The sequence below is a fragment of the Hyphomicrobium sp. MC8b genome, assembly GCF_905067615.1.
Taxonomy (GTDB): Bacteria; Pseudomonadota; Alphaproteobacteria; order Rhizobiales; family Hyphomicrobiaceae; genus Hyphomicrobium_B.
The window spans coordinates 1,176,767-1,192,442 of sequence record NZ_LR898465.1 but is presented as its reverse complement, the minus strand read 5'-3'; the positions used below and the strand labels follow the sequence as shown (position 1 = coordinate 1,192,442).

The following is a 15,676-nucleotide window of genomic DNA, read 5'->3' as shown; positions in this document are numbered from 1 at the left end:
ATGACGTCATCCTCGGGCTTGGGCCCGAGGATGACAGATTCCGTTTATTGTGGCCGTTTCGCCATTCCTGAACACGTCCGTCGCCGCGTTTCCTGCCGCGATGGGTTTACCCTTCCGCACGCGTCCGTATAACCTCCGAGCGATCTAACCCTCGGGCCTTATGCGCGCCGAGAGCAAAGCGGGGCGAATGCCTCGTCTCGGCAGCGGAGGCCTTCGGGAGCACGGCAGGATGAAACGGCTCGTCTGCGCGCTCGACGGCACCTGGAACGATGATGACGACGCGTCACCGCTGACGAACGTCGCCAAGCTCAGCCGCGCGGTCCTTTACGAAGACAATCGAGGCGTCCGCCAACTCGTCCGCTATGTCGTTGGAATTGCCTCGTCGCAAGATCACGGCTTGGCCTTTCTCAAGGGCGCGCTCGGCTTTGAGATCGGCGACCGCATCAAGGCGGCCTATCAGTTTCTCTGCAACGCCTACGAGCCGGGCGATGAGATCTATCTCTTCGGATTTTCCCGCGGCGCTTACGAAGCCCGCAGCCTCGCGAGTTTCATCACGCTGTTCGGCCTCGCGGAGAAGGGCAGCAATTTTTCAATCGACAATGCTTGGCGCATATATCGCCAGCCCGAGCGCAAACGTAATTTCGACGCCATCGCAGAAATCGGCGCCGCCTGCCATTACCCGGTTCGCATTCGCTGTCTCGGCCTCTGGGACACCGTCGGCAATGTCGGCAATCCGTATCGATCTTGGGGCTGGCTGAGCCGCAAATTCGATTATCACGACATGCGCCTGCACGACACCATCGACGTCACGCTGCATGCGCTGTCGATCGACGAAGCGCGAAGTCCATTCCGCCCGACGCTCCTGACCTATCCCGAAGATGGCCGATTGCCATCGCGCCAGCACGTCGAGCAGATGTGGTTCGCCGGTACGCACGCCGACGTCGGAGGTGGTTGGCCGGAAACTGCTCTCTCGGACATCGCACTGCTCTGGATGGCCGAACGCATTCAGGCCAAGACGAGCCTCGCCATCGACATCGATAAGCTGCGCCGAGACAGCAAACCTGATCACCTTGGCTTGCAGCATGCGTCCGCAACCGGCTGGCCGTACGCCTTCAGCCGATTGATGCCCGCAAACCGTGCGATCCAGCAGAGTCTCGAAGATCAGCCATTAACCGGCAAACGGCGCACCGACAAAGTCGGACGCGGCCTGATTTCACTCAATGAAAAAATCCACGAGAGCGTGCTTTTGCGTCTCGGACAGACCGTGAAAGAAGCCTGCAACGGCACCGTCCGGGATATCACTTATGAACCGGCCGCCCTTGCACAGCGAGCCGCTACCGGGCCTGATGAATCTGGTGTCGAAACAATCCCCGGCGCAGCAAGCGACAGGGCCGCGTGACGGCCGGCAGGAAGCCAAAACAAGAACATTGGCTCTTCCACCACCTGGGGCGGTCGAAAGCCGCAGTTGTCCGCCAGATAGATCGTGCCACATGTTCACCAGTTCAGTTCTATCGAACTATAGACACCATCTCGACTGTTCCTCGCCGGCAAACTTCGGGACTTCCCATGACAACTCTGTTCGATCCGCTCAAAGCAGGCGCATTCTCGCTGAAGAATCGCGTCGTCCTCGCTCCGCTCACGCGCTGCCGCGCCAGCGCTGGCCGTGTGCCAAATGATATGATGCGTGAATATTACGTCCAGCGCGCCTCGGCAGGCTTGATGCTAACCGAAGCCACCTCCGTGACCCCGATGGGCGTCGGCTATCCCGACACGCCCGGCATCTGGTCGGAAGAGCAGGTCGCGGGCTGGAAGAAAATCACCGATGCGGTTCACGCAGCCGGCGGAACCATCCTGCTGCAACTCTGGCACGTTGGACGCATCTCCGACCCGATCTACCTCGACGGAAAGCTCCCCGTTGCACCCAGCGCCATCGCACCGAAAGGTCACGTCAGCCTCGTGCGCCCCAAAAAAGAATTCGTCACCCCGCGTGCTCTGGAACTGAACGAAATTCCCAGTGTCGTCGCCGAATACCGTCGCGGTGCCGAAAACGCCAAACGCGCGGGCTTCGATGGCGTCGAGGTTCACGGTGCCAACGGCTATCTGCTCGATCAGTTCCTGCAGGACAGCACCAACAAGCGCACCGATCAATATGGCGGACCGATCGAAAATCGTGCCCGCCTCATGCTCGAAGTGGTCGACGCATGCATTGAAGTCTGGGGCGCGGATCGCGTCGGCCTGCACTTGGCGCCGCGCTGCGATTCCCACGACATGGGTGACAGCAATCCGCTCGAAACGTTTGGCTACGTCGCAACGGAAGTCGGCAAACGCAAGATCGCCTTCATCTGCACGCGTGAATACCAGGGGCCAGACTCGATTAGCCCCGAATTGAAGAAGCGTTTCGGCGGCGTCTTCATTGGCAATGAGAAATTCACCAAGGAGACGGCGCAGGCTGCCATCGAAGCCGGAACGGTCGACGCCGTGGCCTTTGGCAAAACATTCATTGCCAATCCCGACCTGCCGCTGCGCTTCAAGCTCGATGCGCCGTTGAATCCGCCTGATCCGGACTCGTTCTATGGCGGTACGGAAAAGGGTTACACCGACTATCCCGCACTTGAATCGCAAAACGCGTAACGGCACTTGTGCGTGACGAACGGCGAGGCCGTGCGCTCAGCGCTCGGCCTCCCGCCGCGCCTCGACTGCGTCGAAGGCGTTCGCGAATTCCAATGAACCGGGTGTCGTCAGCGCGTGCGTCATACGCCGTTCGAGTTCAGCCTGAAGCTGCGAGCCGGTCAAACCCTTCACCATCTTGTTCACGTAATAAGCCCGCCGTGAAAAAAAATTCGACGTGGGCGCACGTGATCCCGCTCCGTCCATCATTTCGAGCCCCGTGACAGGCCCCGCGAGATTCATCAACTCGAGCTCGGCGCCCGACAGCGAACGCCGTCCATTCTTGGCGGCCAAATCCTGCAGCGTCTTGAGCTTCATCGCCTGCAGCATCGGTCCAATGTCACCGTCGATATTCAGAGTGTGAATACCCATGCCGGCCTGCGTCTTGGCATAGGCCTGCTGCACATGCCATTCGAACGGCTGATGCTTAACGTTCGCGTACATCTTCTTCAGCACAACCAGCTTGTGCCGCAGCAGCGCTTTTCGAGCCGGCGAATTGCGCGGATCATGATATCTCGCCGTCAGCAGCCGAATGAATGTCGGCCCGCTGCGCGCCAGCTCGTTGATCGAATTGGCATCGAGAAGCTGGCCATAGCCGATGGCGCTGGAAATGGCGCGGCCTGTCTTCTTGATCGGATGAATTCCGGCCTGCGTATCGTAGGTGCCGACGCCACCCGTTTCGAGCGCGTAGACACGCACCACCTGCTCCTTCGACAGACCGAGGGCCGCAGCCTCAGACGCATAGCGCAGCTTGAACTCTTTTTCCGTCACGCGTTCCGGCACGAAGTTGTAGACGCGCTTCGCGGCCGCAAGGTAGTCGGGAATGGTTGCCAGTTCCCGGCTTGACGACGGGTTGGCCTCCCGCTGCGCATCAAGGAAGCGGCCATATTTCGACGCGAGCGAACCTGACAGCGACGGCCCTTGATACTTCGGCGGAAAGCTCATCACGTAGTCGTTTGCCGAGAACGGTATATCCTTTGCGCGTTTACGCTTGCGAAGAGTTCGCTTCTGCTCGACTGCATCCCAGTAGGCATCGAGCTTCTCTTCGAAATTCTGCCGCGCCGTTTTCCAGACTTGAAAGGCTTCTATCTCGCTATCGGACAGCGACGTCAGAAAATCGATGGTCGACATTGCGGTTGCGCGCGGCGCCGCCATCGGCACCATGAGGCAAACCAGCGCGAGCGCCAGGGCGGGCGCCGAAATGCCCTGCTTCCGAAACGGCGATGTCATACGTAAGTAAGCCACACGCAGTCCCATCTGCTCCTAAACACGACACAAGTTAAAACGACGAATCAAAAATAGCGTGATTCAGCCGCCCCCGGCCACCCCAGGACGGTCACGCTTCAATTTCTGCCAGGTTGCGAAATGAACCCGCTTTCTGCCTCCAATATGGCAACGCCGGATATCGAGGCTGCCGATTTCGAGCGCATGGCACGTGCGCGGCTGCTGGCGAGCCCGCCTGAATTGGATGAACCACAGTCACCTGGCGACGATGATCTGAACCCCGGCCTCGGTCCATTTTCCGCTGGCCTGCGCCACGCAGCCGTCCTGGTGCCCATCGTCGCCCGCGCACCTCTGACCGTGCTGCTGACGGCACGAACGGACCATTTGCCCTCGCACGCCGGACAAATCGCCTTCCCCGGCGGGAAAGTCGAGCAACAAGACGCGACGCCTCTCGCTGCTGCGCTGCGGGAGACGCGCGAAGAGATTAACCTCGATGCGGCATTCATCGAGCCAGTCGGCTATCTCTCGCCTTATCGCACCGGCACGGGCTACATCATCACGCCCTCGGTCGCGCTCGTGCGGCCGGGCTTCAGGCTTACAGCCAATCCCGACGAAGTCGCTGACGTTTTCGAGGTTCCGTTCGCCTTTTTGATGAACGAAGCCAATCACGAGATCCACAGCCGCGTCTGGCGCGGTGCAGAACGCAGGTTCTATGCGATGCCTTACGGTGAACGCTATATATGGGGCGCGACAGCGGGAATAATCCGCACGCTCTATCGGAGACTGTTCAGCACATGATCCGCATCGTTATCGAGAATATTTTTTTCTTCCTGCTGCCGACGTTCCTCTACATCGCCTGGATCGCATTCTCCGAAGATGAATGGCCTGGCCTGATGACAGTCTTGAGCCGTGCTCCCTTGATCCGTCTCTTCTTTGCCGGCGCTGCCGTGATGCTCGCGACGCTCGTCGTGTTTTCGTCCCGCACCTATAACAGCCCCGACGATGTCTATGTGCCCGCCTCCGTCGTCGACGGGAAGCTCGAACCGGCGCGCAGCATTCACGAGACGAAAACGCCGCCCCCGACGGCAAAGCCGTGATTGCAGGACTGAAACGGCATGACTGAAACAGCCATCAAATCGACCCGCATGAGTGCCGAATGGCTACGAGCCCCGGCGCTTGCAAAGGTCTTCGCCGCGCTTTCTGCCGGCGGCGCCGAAGCCCGCATCGTCGGCGGCGCCGTGCGCAACGCGATGATCAATCGCCCCGTCAAGGATGTCGACATCGCGACAACGGCCCTCCCTGCCGAGGTCATGCGCCTCGCCGCCGATGCCGGTCTTGGCGCATATCCGACTGGCATAGACCACGGCACCGTCACCGTTGTCGCTGACAAGCGATCCTTCGAAGTGACGACGTTGCGCCGTGATGTCGAGACGGACGGCCGCCATGCCGTCGTCACCTTCACCACCTCCTGGGAAGAAGACGCCGCCCGCCGCGACTTCACGATCAACGCGCTTTATTGCTCGGCCGACGGCATCGTCTACGATTTCGTCGGCGGCCTCGATGATCTACGCCAACGTCGCGTTCGCTTCATCGGCGATGCCGAGGCACGCATCCGCGAGGATTACCTGCGCATTCTGCGCTTCTTCCGTTTCAGCGCCGAATACGGAAAGGGCCAGCTCGATCCCGCAGGACTGGCCGCTGCAAATGCCTTGAAAGAAGGACTATCGCTGCTCTCCGCTGAGCGCGTCCGCGCCGAAATGCTGAAACTGCTCGCAGCGCTGAATGCTGTCGATGTCGTCAACGCCATGGAAAAAAGCGGCATCCTTCAGCTTGTCGTCAGGACGCGCCTCGAACCTGACCGCTTTGCGCGCTTCGTTGTGATCGAAGCCGCACTGGGCGAGCCACCCGATGCGCTCGCGCGCCTTGCCGCGCTTGCCGTCAACAATCCGGAAGATGCAGCCTTTCTCGGCCGCGAGCTTCGGCTCTCGAATGCCGAAGCCGAGCGTCTCAAAAGCGCATCCGCAGGCGATCCCGGCATCGCCCCGGAAACGTCCGAAGCGATTGCACAAGCTGCACTTTACAGGCTCGGCGCCGATGCCTTCGCGCGCGCCGTCCGCCTTGCCTGGGCGCAATCTGGTGCCCCCAGCACCGATCCGCGCTGGCGCGCCCGCGCGTTGCTCGCCGATCGCTGGAAAATTCCGGTCATGCCCTTCACTGGGAACGACGTCCTTGCACTCGGCATTCAACCAGGTCCGAAAGTCGGCAGCATCCTTAGTGCCTTCGAGCGCTGGTGGATCTCAGAGAATTTTCCCGCCGATGCTGAACGTCAAAGCAGAGTGCTTAAAGAGCTGGCGCGCGAAGCTGTTACTTAACAAATCATTAAATTTCACTTCACCTTTGCTTATGCTCCGACTAAAGTCTCTCTCCGGGGTTCACCCATTTGTATTGCGTTGAGGAGACACCCTGATGGACAGCATCGGCCGTGAGCGTGAGCGTTCGCTCAAGTTCGTTCAAATTGTCTTCGCCGTTCTCGCTCTTCTCAGTCTGACTGCAGCATTGGCCGTATCGACGAGGGGCGTCGATATGGGCCTTCCCGAAAATTCGACATCACCGATCGCGCTGGCGTTTCTTCTTGTTGGCGCTGTCGACACCATTCTGCTCTACGCCTGGGAGCATATCTTTCAGCGCATCGAATACTGATACGAAATTGCGCTGCCGTCGCGTGGATGGCAGCGCAATCATCAGTGTGTCGCATATTCGCCATATGACACTTTTGCGGCGATCGAAACCGCCGGCATCTCTCGCGCGCGCCGTCTCGGGCTGTTGGTAAACCCATAAATTGCTGCGATTTCTTACACTCGACGCCACCGGCCGCAGGCGTTCGTCATACGCCTGTTACATGAATCCCGTCCTACGTTTTACATGAAATGCATAGACGCATTTATGGGAAGCGCACTGACTGGGGGCCGACCTTGAGCGCACCAAATCCGGAATTGAACTACCGAACCGTTTTTATTTCCGACATTCACCTCGGAATGCGCAATTGCCAATCGACTGCTCTTCTCGACTTTCTGAAATACGTCGAATGCCAGAACCTCTACCTCGTCGGCGATATCGTCGATTTCTGGAAAGTCCGCCGCGGTCCTTATTGGCCGCAGAGCCACAACGACGTTTTACAAAAGCTTCTGCGCAAGGCGCGTAAAGGCACCCGCGTCGTCTACATTCCGGGCAACCACGATGACGGCCTGCGCGACTATACCGGCATGAACTTCGGCGGCGTCGAAATCCGCCGCGATGCCATTCATGAAGCCGCCGACGGCAAGCGCTATCTCATTTTGCATGGTGATGAATTCGACGTCGTCGTGCGTTACGCCCGCTGGCTCGCATTTCTCGGCGACCGGTCCTATGACGCAGCTCTCGCGCTTAACGTGCCGCTGAACTTTGCGCGTCGCATGTTCGGCCTCGGTCATTGGTCGCTGTCGGCCTTCCTGAAGCACAAAGTGAAAAGCGCCGTGAACTACATCGGCGAATTCGAGGAAGCGTTGGCAGGCGAAGCCAAGCGGCGCGACGCCCAGGGCCTCATTTGCGGCCACATCCATCACGCCAACTCGCGGCAGATCGACGGCATTCACTACATGAACTGCGGCGACTGGGTCGAAAGCTGCACCGCCATCGGCGAACGCTTCGACGGCCAATTTGAAATCATTCGTTGGAAAGAGCATTTGGCCGCGCGCGCCTCGCAGGCGCCTTCCGGCCGCTGGTTGATCGAAGCCGCTTAACGGCAATTATGCCGGACGAAAAGCGAGCCGGCGAACGGAGTATCCCACGTGAACGCGACCGCCAAAGCCCTCGAACCGACGAGCATCGATCTTCTGAGCGAAGCTGTGCATCAGAACCGTGCGCTGAGTCTCGCCGGTATCCTTGAGCGCACCTTCACCTTCGCTTTCCGCTCAATGGTCTACCCGCAGATCTGGGAAGACCCGCGCGCCGATATGGAAGCGCTGGAGATCACCCCGCAAACGCGCATCATGACCATCGCCTCCGGCGGCTGCAACGTCATGAGCTACCTCTCGGCCAATCCGGCGCGCATCTATGCCGTCGATCTCAACGCCACGCACATCGCGCTGCTCAAGCTGAAGGTCGCCGCAGCTCAGCATCTGCCGAACCATGCCACGTTCTATCGCTTCTTCGGCGCCGCCAATGACCGCCGCAACGTCGCCCTCTATAACGATCTCATCGCGCCGCATCTCGACGCCGATACCCGCGCCTATTGGGAAGGCCGCGAGCTGACGGGCCGCCGCCGCATCACGCGCTTCGCGCGCAATTTCTATCATTTCGGGCTGCTTGGCCGCTTCATCGCGACAGGCCATCTCGCTGCGCGCGTGTTCGGCGCCAAACCGAAGCGTCTGCTTGAAGCCCGTTCGATCGAAGAGCAGCGCGAGATCTTTGCGCGCGACATCGGACCGGCCTTCAGCCATCCTGTCTTGCGCTGGATCACGTCAAACCGGGCGTCGCTGTTCGGCCTCGGCATTCCGCCGGTGCAGTATGACGCGCTTTCCGGCGGCGGCGCTCGCACGATGGCCGACGTTTTGAAGGAACGGGCCGAACGCCTGGCGACGGGCTTCGATCTGAAAGACAACTATTTCGCTTGGCAGGCCTTCGGCCGCAGCTACGCGACGCAGGGCGAAGGCCCCTGCCCGCCGTATCTCGAAAAAGCGAACTTCATGGCGGTCAAGGCGCGCGCCAACCGAGTCGAGGTTGTCCACGACAACATGATCCGCTTCCTCTCTGGCGAGCCGGCCGAAAGCCTCGATCGCTATATCCTGCTCGATGCCCAGGACTGGATGGACGACGCAGCCTTGAATGCGCTGTGGGATCAAATCACCCGCACTGCGCGCCCCGGCGCCCGCGTCATCTTCCGCACCGCCGGCGAGGAAAGCATCCTGCCGGGCCGTGTCGCCGACGCGACGCTCGGCCAGTGGACCTATGACGCCGCCAAATCCGCTGAGATCCACGCCAAGGATCGCTCGGCGATCTACGGCGGCTTCCACCTCTACATCAAGAACGCCTGATCCTATCATGAGCGACGCCGCCGCAATGACCGAAAGCGCTGCGAGCGCCATGGATGGCATGTATCGCCATCAGCGCTACATTTATGATTTCACGCGACGCTACTATCTGATCGGCCGCGATCAGATGATCGCCGAGCTTGCGCCTCCGGTCGGCGGCACGGTGCTCGAAGTCGGCTGCGGCACGGCCCGCAATCTGCTGCGCGCTGCGCGCCGCTATCCGCTGGCGAAGTTCTACGGTCTCGACGTTTCAGAAGAAATGTTGAAGACGGCGCGCGCCTCGATCGACCGAAGCCCGTTTCGCGACATCGTCACGATTGCCCAGGCCGACGCCACGACGTTCTCGGCGTCCGAGCTTTTCGGCATCGCCAACATCGACCGCATCTTCATTTCATACGCACTGTCGATGATTCCGCCCTGGCAGGACGTGATCGCCCGCGCCGTCTCACAGCTCTCGCCAACGGGCGAATTGCACATCGTCGACTTCGGCACGATGGCTACCATGCCCTCCTTGGCGCGACGCGGCATGCGCGCGTGGCTGACGAAATTCAGCGTCACGCCACGTCAGGAGCTCGAAGACGTCGTGCGCGACGTCGCCCGCCGCAGTGGTCGAAGCGCCGCTTTCCACCACGGCCGCTTCGATTATGCAGCCCACGTCTGCATCGGTGCGAAGCTTTCGTAACGCCGCGTCGGCAACCTAGCTGACGCGAGGCCCGAGAAGCTGCCGGAGCGCCAGCTCGATGCGCCGCCAGTCTTCTGCCGTGCGCTCGTCTCCGGTCTTTTCATAGCGACGAACCATCTGCGCCGCTTCTGCGAGCGCCTTCGCGCCCTGCACATCGTAAAGCTTACGGGCATGATCATGGATTTCGACGGCATTCATGACAAAGCCTCCCTGCGCTTTTTTGTTTGGCCCCCTTTGATCCAGGATTTGATCCAGGGGCGTGACAGTCGCTCCCAAAGCCTCAATCGGGAACCAGGCGCGAGCGTTCCACACTTCGCACCGCACGCAAAAGCCCCAGCGCGAGCACCAGGGCTTTCGTAATTATCACAATCGCATGATTGCGATTTATTCCGCCGGCGGGGTGGCAGCCGGTGCTTCGGCCGGATGCGCCGCGCCGTTGGGCATGACGGCCGCCGCAACGGGTTTATCGTCTTGCGCCTCCGCTGCCGCTTCTTCCGGAGCTTCGCCGGCGTCTGCCTCCGGAGCAGCCTCTTCGGCTGGTGCGACCTCGGCCGCCTCTGCTGCCGCCGGAGCGGCTTCCCCCACCGGAGCCTCAGGCGCAGCAGCCTCTGCCTCGGGAGCCGCTTCTTCGGCGGCCTCCGCGACGGGCGCTTCAGCTTCCGCAGATGCTTCGATCGCGGCCTCCGCCGTTTCCGTAGCTTCGGCTGCGGGTTCCTCCGCCGCCGCCTCAGCCGGAGCTTCGGCCGCCTCCGCAGCAGCCTCCGGCGCAGCCTCAGCGGCTGGCTCCTCCATCGAGGCTTCTGCGGTTTCGACGACAGCGGCCTCAACCACGTCTTCGACCGTCGGTTCAGCCGCCGCTTCTTCAGCAGCAGCCTCCTCCGGCATCGCTTCTTCGGCAGCAGCAGCAGCCTCCGGAGCGGCTTCTTCGCATGCTGCCTCCTCTACGGCTGCCTCGGCCGGTTCGGCCTCCACAGCGTCGCTATTGGCGGCAACTGGCACAGCAAGAATTTCATCGAGCTCACTGATCGCGCGCTCGACGGCTTTCATGGCCTTGAAGTCCGGCGTCGCCTCAATGCGCGCACGAACGTCGTCGTGTAAGGTCTTGAGCTTGGACAGGATATCGGCCGACATCTTCTTCCCTTTTCTTAGTATTTTGAGAATAAGTTTCCGCTTCGCCTGCGCATGACTGAACATGCGGACGCTCATCTTCAAATTTTCCAGTAATGCGCAGTAATAAAGTACAGCAATTCGAGCCGACGCAAATGCCTGCGACAGATTGTGCACAGCTATAAATTGTGGAGGTGATCAGAGGGCGTGTGGAACGGTTTGGCCTCTCTCAGTGTAGCGCGGTAGGCTTTGGCGCAGCGGCCATCGTGGCACCGTCGAAGCACACACATACGGTCATGCTCAAAAACATTCGCGCGGGGCTCACCCCTCAAAACGCCTGGAAGGCCGTCGTCTGGGTTGCCACCAGCTTCGTTGTCAAATGGCTTGTAGACCAAATCACTGGCAACGCGATCACGGAATGGATCACCGAACAGCTTAGCGCTTGGCTCAATGTCCCAGAGGCCAAGGTGACGGCGATCATCATAGAAATCGTCTTATACGCCGCGATTGCCGCCGCGTTGATCTACGCAATATATGAATTCGCAAAATATGAACTGACGGCACAATCAGTACCGACAGATGTTAAAGGTGCAGACGATCCTCCTTCGGTCGCGAAAAAAGAAATCGCACCCTACGACACAGAAGCTCGCTCCGCGCTTCAGTATGCGATCAGCAGAAGTTGGCAGCGTAGACCAAGGACCGGACCCATCAGTCCGGAATTTACGGCTGAAGTCGCTAGGAGTTTTGACGTCCTCAACGACTTTTACCAACTAGCTAGCGCCGGGAGCATGCGCGTATGGGGCCGCACCGATCAAACGCGGCCCCATAAATTGATCGAAACGACCCATTGGCAGGACTGGCAAATTGAGCACGCGTCAGTTTTTGCCGACTTGACGAGTGAGCCGCTTCGCACAATTCCCCGCGATAGGCTTCCCCGCGATAGTTCTCCATATTTTGACTTAAGATTGAATAAAGCGGAGGTCGAAAGTTTCTGGCCACTTCACGATTTTGTTCCAATTCTGGAAGCTGCAAAAACCTGTTTTGAGGAAACTGGACTGTTCAGCGATGTATCGATGGGAGGGGAACTTCGGCTCTACCAATTTATCGTCCTGCTGATCATGGAAGCGCACGATAATCCCGATCTGTTGGAAGTCTGGGGGGCTCAAGTGCCTTCAGAAAAAATGAGCCGTGTTCCGCCTAAAACTCTGCACCCCAGAAATCTTAGGGAGAACGGCTCAGAGATACATACTTTGGGCGAGTTTGGCCCGCTGCAGGATTGGGTGAAAATATCAATTCCTCAGTTTCAATTGCCGGGATTCATTGATCGTTTGCGGCGCGATGAGACAGCGGGACAACAGCCAGATGTAGGCGGGCCCCAAATCAAAACGCATTCGAAAGCTAGCCCTTTGGCCCCGCCGGAGCTGAAGATGATTGCTGTCAGATTTCGGGACCAGCTCGGCGCTCAACCGCCGTACAATGAGGCGAAAGAAATTTTTCTAAGCGAGGAAGCCGAACGAATTCGAGAACGGGTCATAGCCGACCAAGCGCTTGAGCCTTACGCCAAGGAACTATGGGATGCCGCAAGGGCGCTACTGGGCTGCTACGAAGCGCTTTGGGTAAAAGTTAAGGTTCCTAGAAATTCGCCTGGCGCCGATCCCGGAGAAATTAAATTCGGGCACGAATGGCGTTACACAAATGACCCTGTGCTTCTTAAGCAGGTAATTGCCCTTCGTGCTAGGCTATCGGAATCTGCTGCGGCTGTTTTGAATTTGCGAAACGCTTAAGGTCCCGGGGCAAACAGCGCTCGTTTGAAGAAGCCTGCAACGCTGGCAAGCTCGGTCAGTTCGCCAAGAAACGTCCGAGCAGAGCCGATAGCGCCGCGATTTTGAAATTCGCTGGCATCCCAAACAAAAAAGCCCCGCGTCACTGCGGGGCTTTTTGATTTTCGAGGATCGACTGCGCCTTCCGGCCGGCTCGACGTAGGAGAGTCGGAAGGCGCAAGCAAAAGGATCAACTGCGCCGGGCGGCCGGCTCCGCGGAGCGGAGTCGCCCGGCGCAATTAAATTAGAAATCCATTCCGCCCATGCCGCCCATGCCGCCGCCGGGAGCGCCGTGCGAGTGGCCAGCGTCCTTCTTCGGCACGTCGGCGATCATGGCTTCCGTCGTGATCAGCAGGCCCGAAACCGAAGCGGCATCCTGCAGCGCGCAACGCACGACCTTCGTCGGGTCGATGACGCCCTGCGAGTACAGATCGCCGTACTCGTGGGACTGAGCGTTGTAGCCGTAAGCGTACTTCGAGTTCTCGAGGATCTTGCCGACGATCACCGAACCGTCTTCACCGGCGTTGGTCGAGATCTGGCGAGCCGGAGCCTGCAGCGCCTTGCGGACGATGTTGATGCCGACCTTCTGGTCGTCGTTCTCAGGCTTCAGCGAGTCGAGAGCCTTCGCAGCGCGGAGAAGCGCAACGCCGCCGCCCGGGACGATACCCTCTTCGACGGCTGCGCGCGTTGCGTGCAGAGCGTCGTCGACGCGGTCCTTGCGCTCTTTAACTTCGACTTCCGTCGCACCGCCGACCTTGATGACGGCAACGCCGCCGGCGAGCTTGGCAAGACGCTCCTGGAGCTTCTCACGGTCGTAGTCCGAGGACGTTTCCTCGATCTGCGCCTTGATCTGCTTGACGCGCGCTTCGATGTCGGCCTTCTTGCCCGAACCATCGACAATCGTCGTGTTTTCCTTGTCGATCGTCACCTTCTTGGAGCGGCCGAGCATCTGCAGCGTAACCGTCTCGAGCTTGATGCCGAGATCTTCCGAGATCACCGTGCCGCCCGTCAGGACTGCGATGTCTTCCAGCATGGCCTTGCGGCGATCGCCGAAGCCCGGAGCCTTGACGGCAGCAACCTTGAGGCCGCCGCGCAGCTTGTTGACGACGAGCGTCGCGAGAGCTTCGCCTTCGACGTCTTCAGCGATGATGAGGAGCGGCTTGCCCGACTGGACGACGGCTTCGAGAACCGGAAGCATCGCCTGGAGACCCGAAAGCTTCTTCTCGTGGATGAGAATGTAGGGATTCTCGAGTTCAGCAATCATCTTGTCGGCGTTGGTAATGAAGTACGGCGACAGGTAACCACGATCGAACTGCATGCCTTCGACGACATCGAGTTCGAAATCGAGCGTCTTGGATTCTTCAACCGTGATGACGCCTTCCGAACCGACCTTGTCCATCGCTTCGGCAATCTTCTTGCCGACGATTTCGTCGCCATTCGCCGAGATCGTGCCGACTTGAGCGATCTGATCCTTCGCGACCTTCTTCGAGTTGGTCTTGAGGTCTTCGACGATGGCCAGAACGGCGAGGTCGATACCGCGCTTCAGGTCCATCGGGTTCGAGCCGGCAGCAACCGACTTCGCGCCTTCGCGAACGATCGCCTGGGCAAGAACCGTTGCCGTCGTGGTGCCGTCACCGGCGAGGTCGGCCGTCTTCGAGGCGACCTCTTTGAGCATCTGCGCGCCCATATTCTCGAACTTGTCTTCGAGCTCGATTTCCTTCGCGACCGTCACACCGTCCTTGGTGATGCGCGGTGCGCCGAACGACTTCTCGATAACGACGTTGCGACCCTTCGGGCCGAGCGTGACTTTCACGGCGTTGGCAAGAATGTCGACACCACGCAGCATGCGCTCGCGGGCGTCCTGGGCAAACTTGACGTCTTTAGCTGCCATGTTGAGCAACTCCTAAGCTTGGCAAATAGGGGGATGAAATTAAGCGGCGGCCTTGGACTTTGCCGGGGCCGAGAGAACGCCGAGAATGTCGCTCTCTTTCATGATCAGGAGATCTTCGCCGTCGATCTTGACTTCGCTGCCCGACCACTTGCCGAACAGAACGCGATCGCCGACCTTGACGTCGAGGGGAACGACCTTGCCCGCTTCATCGCGAGCGCCGGGGCCAACGGCCACAACTTCGCCCTGCTGGGGCTTTTCCTTGGCGGTGTCGGGGATGATGATCCCGCCTGCAGTCTTTGCTTCTTCCTCAATGCGTTTCACGACGACACGATCGTGGAGAGGACGGAACGCCATGGGGGTAACCTCATGATTTGGCTAGACGATTTGTCTTTTGTTCGCAGCCTAGGATGCCAGGCCGCAGGCAACGGACATTGCTGTCCGCCGGTGCACTGCGAGCAGGATCGCTGACGAGCCCGAACGCGACGGATATATGGTGCGCACTGTTAGCACTGTCAATACTTGAGTGCTAAAACGTGATCCATTAGTATGGGCGTTCGCCTTATTGAACACCGCAGTAGCACGGGGCCATGGCGGGCCGTGCCGTCATCCGATGGCCGCGCCAAAAGTTGCAACAACAAAGCGGTTGCAGCTCACAATTACAAATCGCGCGCGATGTTTATATCGCGCGACAACTTGAAATCCATTTTTCTGAAGAGCGGGTTCGCGCAATTCATTTATCGCAAACAGTTATTCTGCGATGAGAATTCCGCATTTTCCTCAGTTGCCCCGTCATACAAATTTCGCGACATCAAATCGCGAAATCGGCAAGCTTAGCACCTTTCCTAAGCCGTTCGACCAGCCAGTTCGGCTTACGACCGCGCCCCGTCCAGGTATCGGCTTTATTTTCAGGATTGGCGTATTTCGCAACGCCGATCGACTTGCCTTTTACTGCGCCGCGTCCGCGGCTTGCACCAAATAATTCGGCCACGGAAAATCCGTGTGTTTCTGCAAGATCCGCGACTTTCTTTTTTAGTTCGGCGCGTTCCCGGTCCCGAGCGGCTGCGATCGCCTTCTGAACTTTCGTTTCAAGGTCGACAAGCTCCTTCAGGGAAAGTTTGTCGACATTGATCGTCGCCATAGATTTTACTTTTCGCATCACCAACGACAACCTCTACTAGATTTCCTGCCCGCCGGTGTAATCACATCCCGACCCCTG

16 protein-coding genes are annotated in these 15,676 nt (G+C 59.4%); 10 read left to right on the top strand and 6 right to left on the bottom strand.

Annotation, left to right across the window (positions count from 1 at the left end):
- Positions 1-229: 229 nt before the first annotated feature.
- Positions 230-1,399, top strand: coding sequence for a DUF2235 domain-containing protein (locus ACLB1Z_RS05775; protein WP_409562454.1), 1,170 nt, complete (start codon positions 230-232; stop codon positions 1,397-1,399).
- Positions 1,400-1,566: 167 nt separating this feature from the next.
- Positions 1,567-2,631, top strand: coding sequence for an alkene reductase (locus ACLB1Z_RS05770; RefSeq protein WP_409562453.1), 1,065 nt, complete (start codon positions 1,567-1,569; stop codon positions 2,629-2,631).
- Between the two features lie 36 nt (positions 2,632-2,667).
- Here ACLB1Z_RS05770 and ACLB1Z_RS05765 read toward each other — a convergent pair whose 3' ends face one another.
- A complete protein-coding gene (locus tag ACLB1Z_RS05765; protein WP_409562452.1) occupies positions 2,668-3,897 on the bottom strand; it encodes a hypothetical protein in 1,230 nt (409 codons plus the stop codon).
- Between the two features lie 135 nt (positions 3,898-4,032).
- Here ACLB1Z_RS05765 and ACLB1Z_RS05760 point away from each other — a divergent pair, with 135 nt between their 5' ends.
- The 7 genes from ACLB1Z_RS05760 to ACLB1Z_RS05730 all read left to right on the top strand — a co-directional run bounded on the left by ACLB1Z_RS05760 (position 4,033) and on the right by ACLB1Z_RS05730 (position 9,642).
- Positions 4,033-4,689, top strand: a complete 657-nt coding sequence (locus ACLB1Z_RS05760) for a CoA pyrophosphatase (protein WP_409562451.1) — start codon at positions 4,033-4,035, stop codon at positions 4,687-4,689.
- A complete protein-coding gene (locus ACLB1Z_RS05755) occupies positions 4,686-4,988 on the top strand; it encodes a DUF6111 family protein (RefSeq protein WP_409562450.1) in 303 nt (100 codons plus the stop codon). The genes ACLB1Z_RS05760 and ACLB1Z_RS05755 overlap by 4 nt, the downstream gene beginning before the upstream one ends.
- A gap of 18 nt (positions 4,989-5,006) precedes the next feature.
- A complete protein-coding gene (locus ACLB1Z_RS05750) occupies positions 5,007-6,263 on the top strand; it encodes a CCA tRNA nucleotidyltransferase (protein WP_409562449.1) in 1,257 nt (418 codons plus the stop codon).
- Between the two features lie 94 nt (positions 6,264-6,357).
- Positions 6,358-6,591: a hypothetical protein gene (locus ACLB1Z_RS05745; protein WP_013946543.1), complete on the top strand. Its 234-nt coding sequence runs from the start codon at positions 6,358-6,360 to the stop codon at positions 6,589-6,591.
- A 335-nt stretch (positions 6,592-6,926) separates the two neighbouring features.
- On the top strand, positions 6,927-7,670 hold the full coding sequence (locus tag ACLB1Z_RS05740) for a UDP-2,3-diacylglucosamine diphosphatase (protein WP_409563229.1): 744 nt from the start codon (positions 6,927-6,929) through the stop codon (positions 7,668-7,670).
- A gap of 48 nt (positions 7,671-7,718) precedes the next feature.
- Positions 7,719-8,963 carry a DUF3419 family protein gene (locus ACLB1Z_RS05735; protein WP_409562448.1) on the top strand — a complete coding sequence of 415 codons (1,245 nt, stop codon included), beginning with the start codon at positions 7,719-7,721 and terminating at the stop codon, positions 8,961-8,963.
- A gap of 7 nt (positions 8,964-8,970) precedes the next feature.
- Positions 8,971-9,642, top strand: a complete 672-nt coding sequence (locus ACLB1Z_RS05730; RefSeq protein WP_409562447.1) for a class I SAM-dependent methyltransferase — start codon at positions 8,971-8,973, stop codon at positions 9,640-9,642.
- A gap of 15 nt (positions 9,643-9,657) precedes the next feature.
- Here the strand turns inward: ACLB1Z_RS05730 and ACLB1Z_RS05725 are convergent, their stop codons facing one another.
- Entirely contained in the window at positions 9,658-9,840 is a 183-nt protein-coding gene (locus ACLB1Z_RS05725; protein ID WP_409562446.1) for a hypothetical protein, read from the bottom strand.
- Positions 9,841-10,026: 186 nt separating this feature from the next.
- Entirely contained in the window at positions 10,027-10,848 is an 822-nt protein-coding gene (locus ACLB1Z_RS05720; RefSeq protein ID WP_409562445.1) for a hypothetical protein, read from the bottom strand.
- A 110-nt stretch (positions 10,849-10,958) separates the two neighbouring features.
- On the opposite strand from ACLB1Z_RS05720, the gene ACLB1Z_RS05715 reads away from it, so the two are divergent.
- Complete coding sequence (locus ACLB1Z_RS05715) at positions 10,959-12,533, top strand: hypothetical protein (RefSeq protein ID WP_409562444.1); 1,575 nt, start codon at positions 10,959-10,961, stop codon at positions 12,531-12,533.
- 280 nt (positions 12,534-12,813) lie between these two features.
- Here the strand turns inward: ACLB1Z_RS05715 and groL are convergent, their stop codons facing one another.
- The 3 genes from groL to ACLB1Z_RS05700 all read right to left on the bottom strand — a co-directional run bounded on the left by groL (position 12,814) and on the right by ACLB1Z_RS05700 (position 15,598).
- Entirely contained in the window at positions 12,814-14,460 is a 1,647-nt protein-coding gene (groL, locus tag ACLB1Z_RS05710; protein WP_409562443.1) for a chaperonin GroEL, read from the bottom strand.
- Positions 14,461-14,499: 39 nt separating this feature from the next.
- Entirely contained in the window at positions 14,500-14,814 is a 315-nt protein-coding gene (gene groES, locus ACLB1Z_RS05705) for a co-chaperone GroES (RefSeq protein ID WP_013946533.1), read from the bottom strand.
- 454 nt (positions 14,815-15,268) lie between these two features.
- A complete protein-coding gene (locus ACLB1Z_RS05700; protein ID WP_409562442.1) occupies positions 15,269-15,598 on the bottom strand; it encodes an H-NS family nucleoid-associated regulatory protein in 330 nt (109 codons plus the stop codon).
- Positions 15,599-15,676 lie beyond the last annotated feature (78 nt).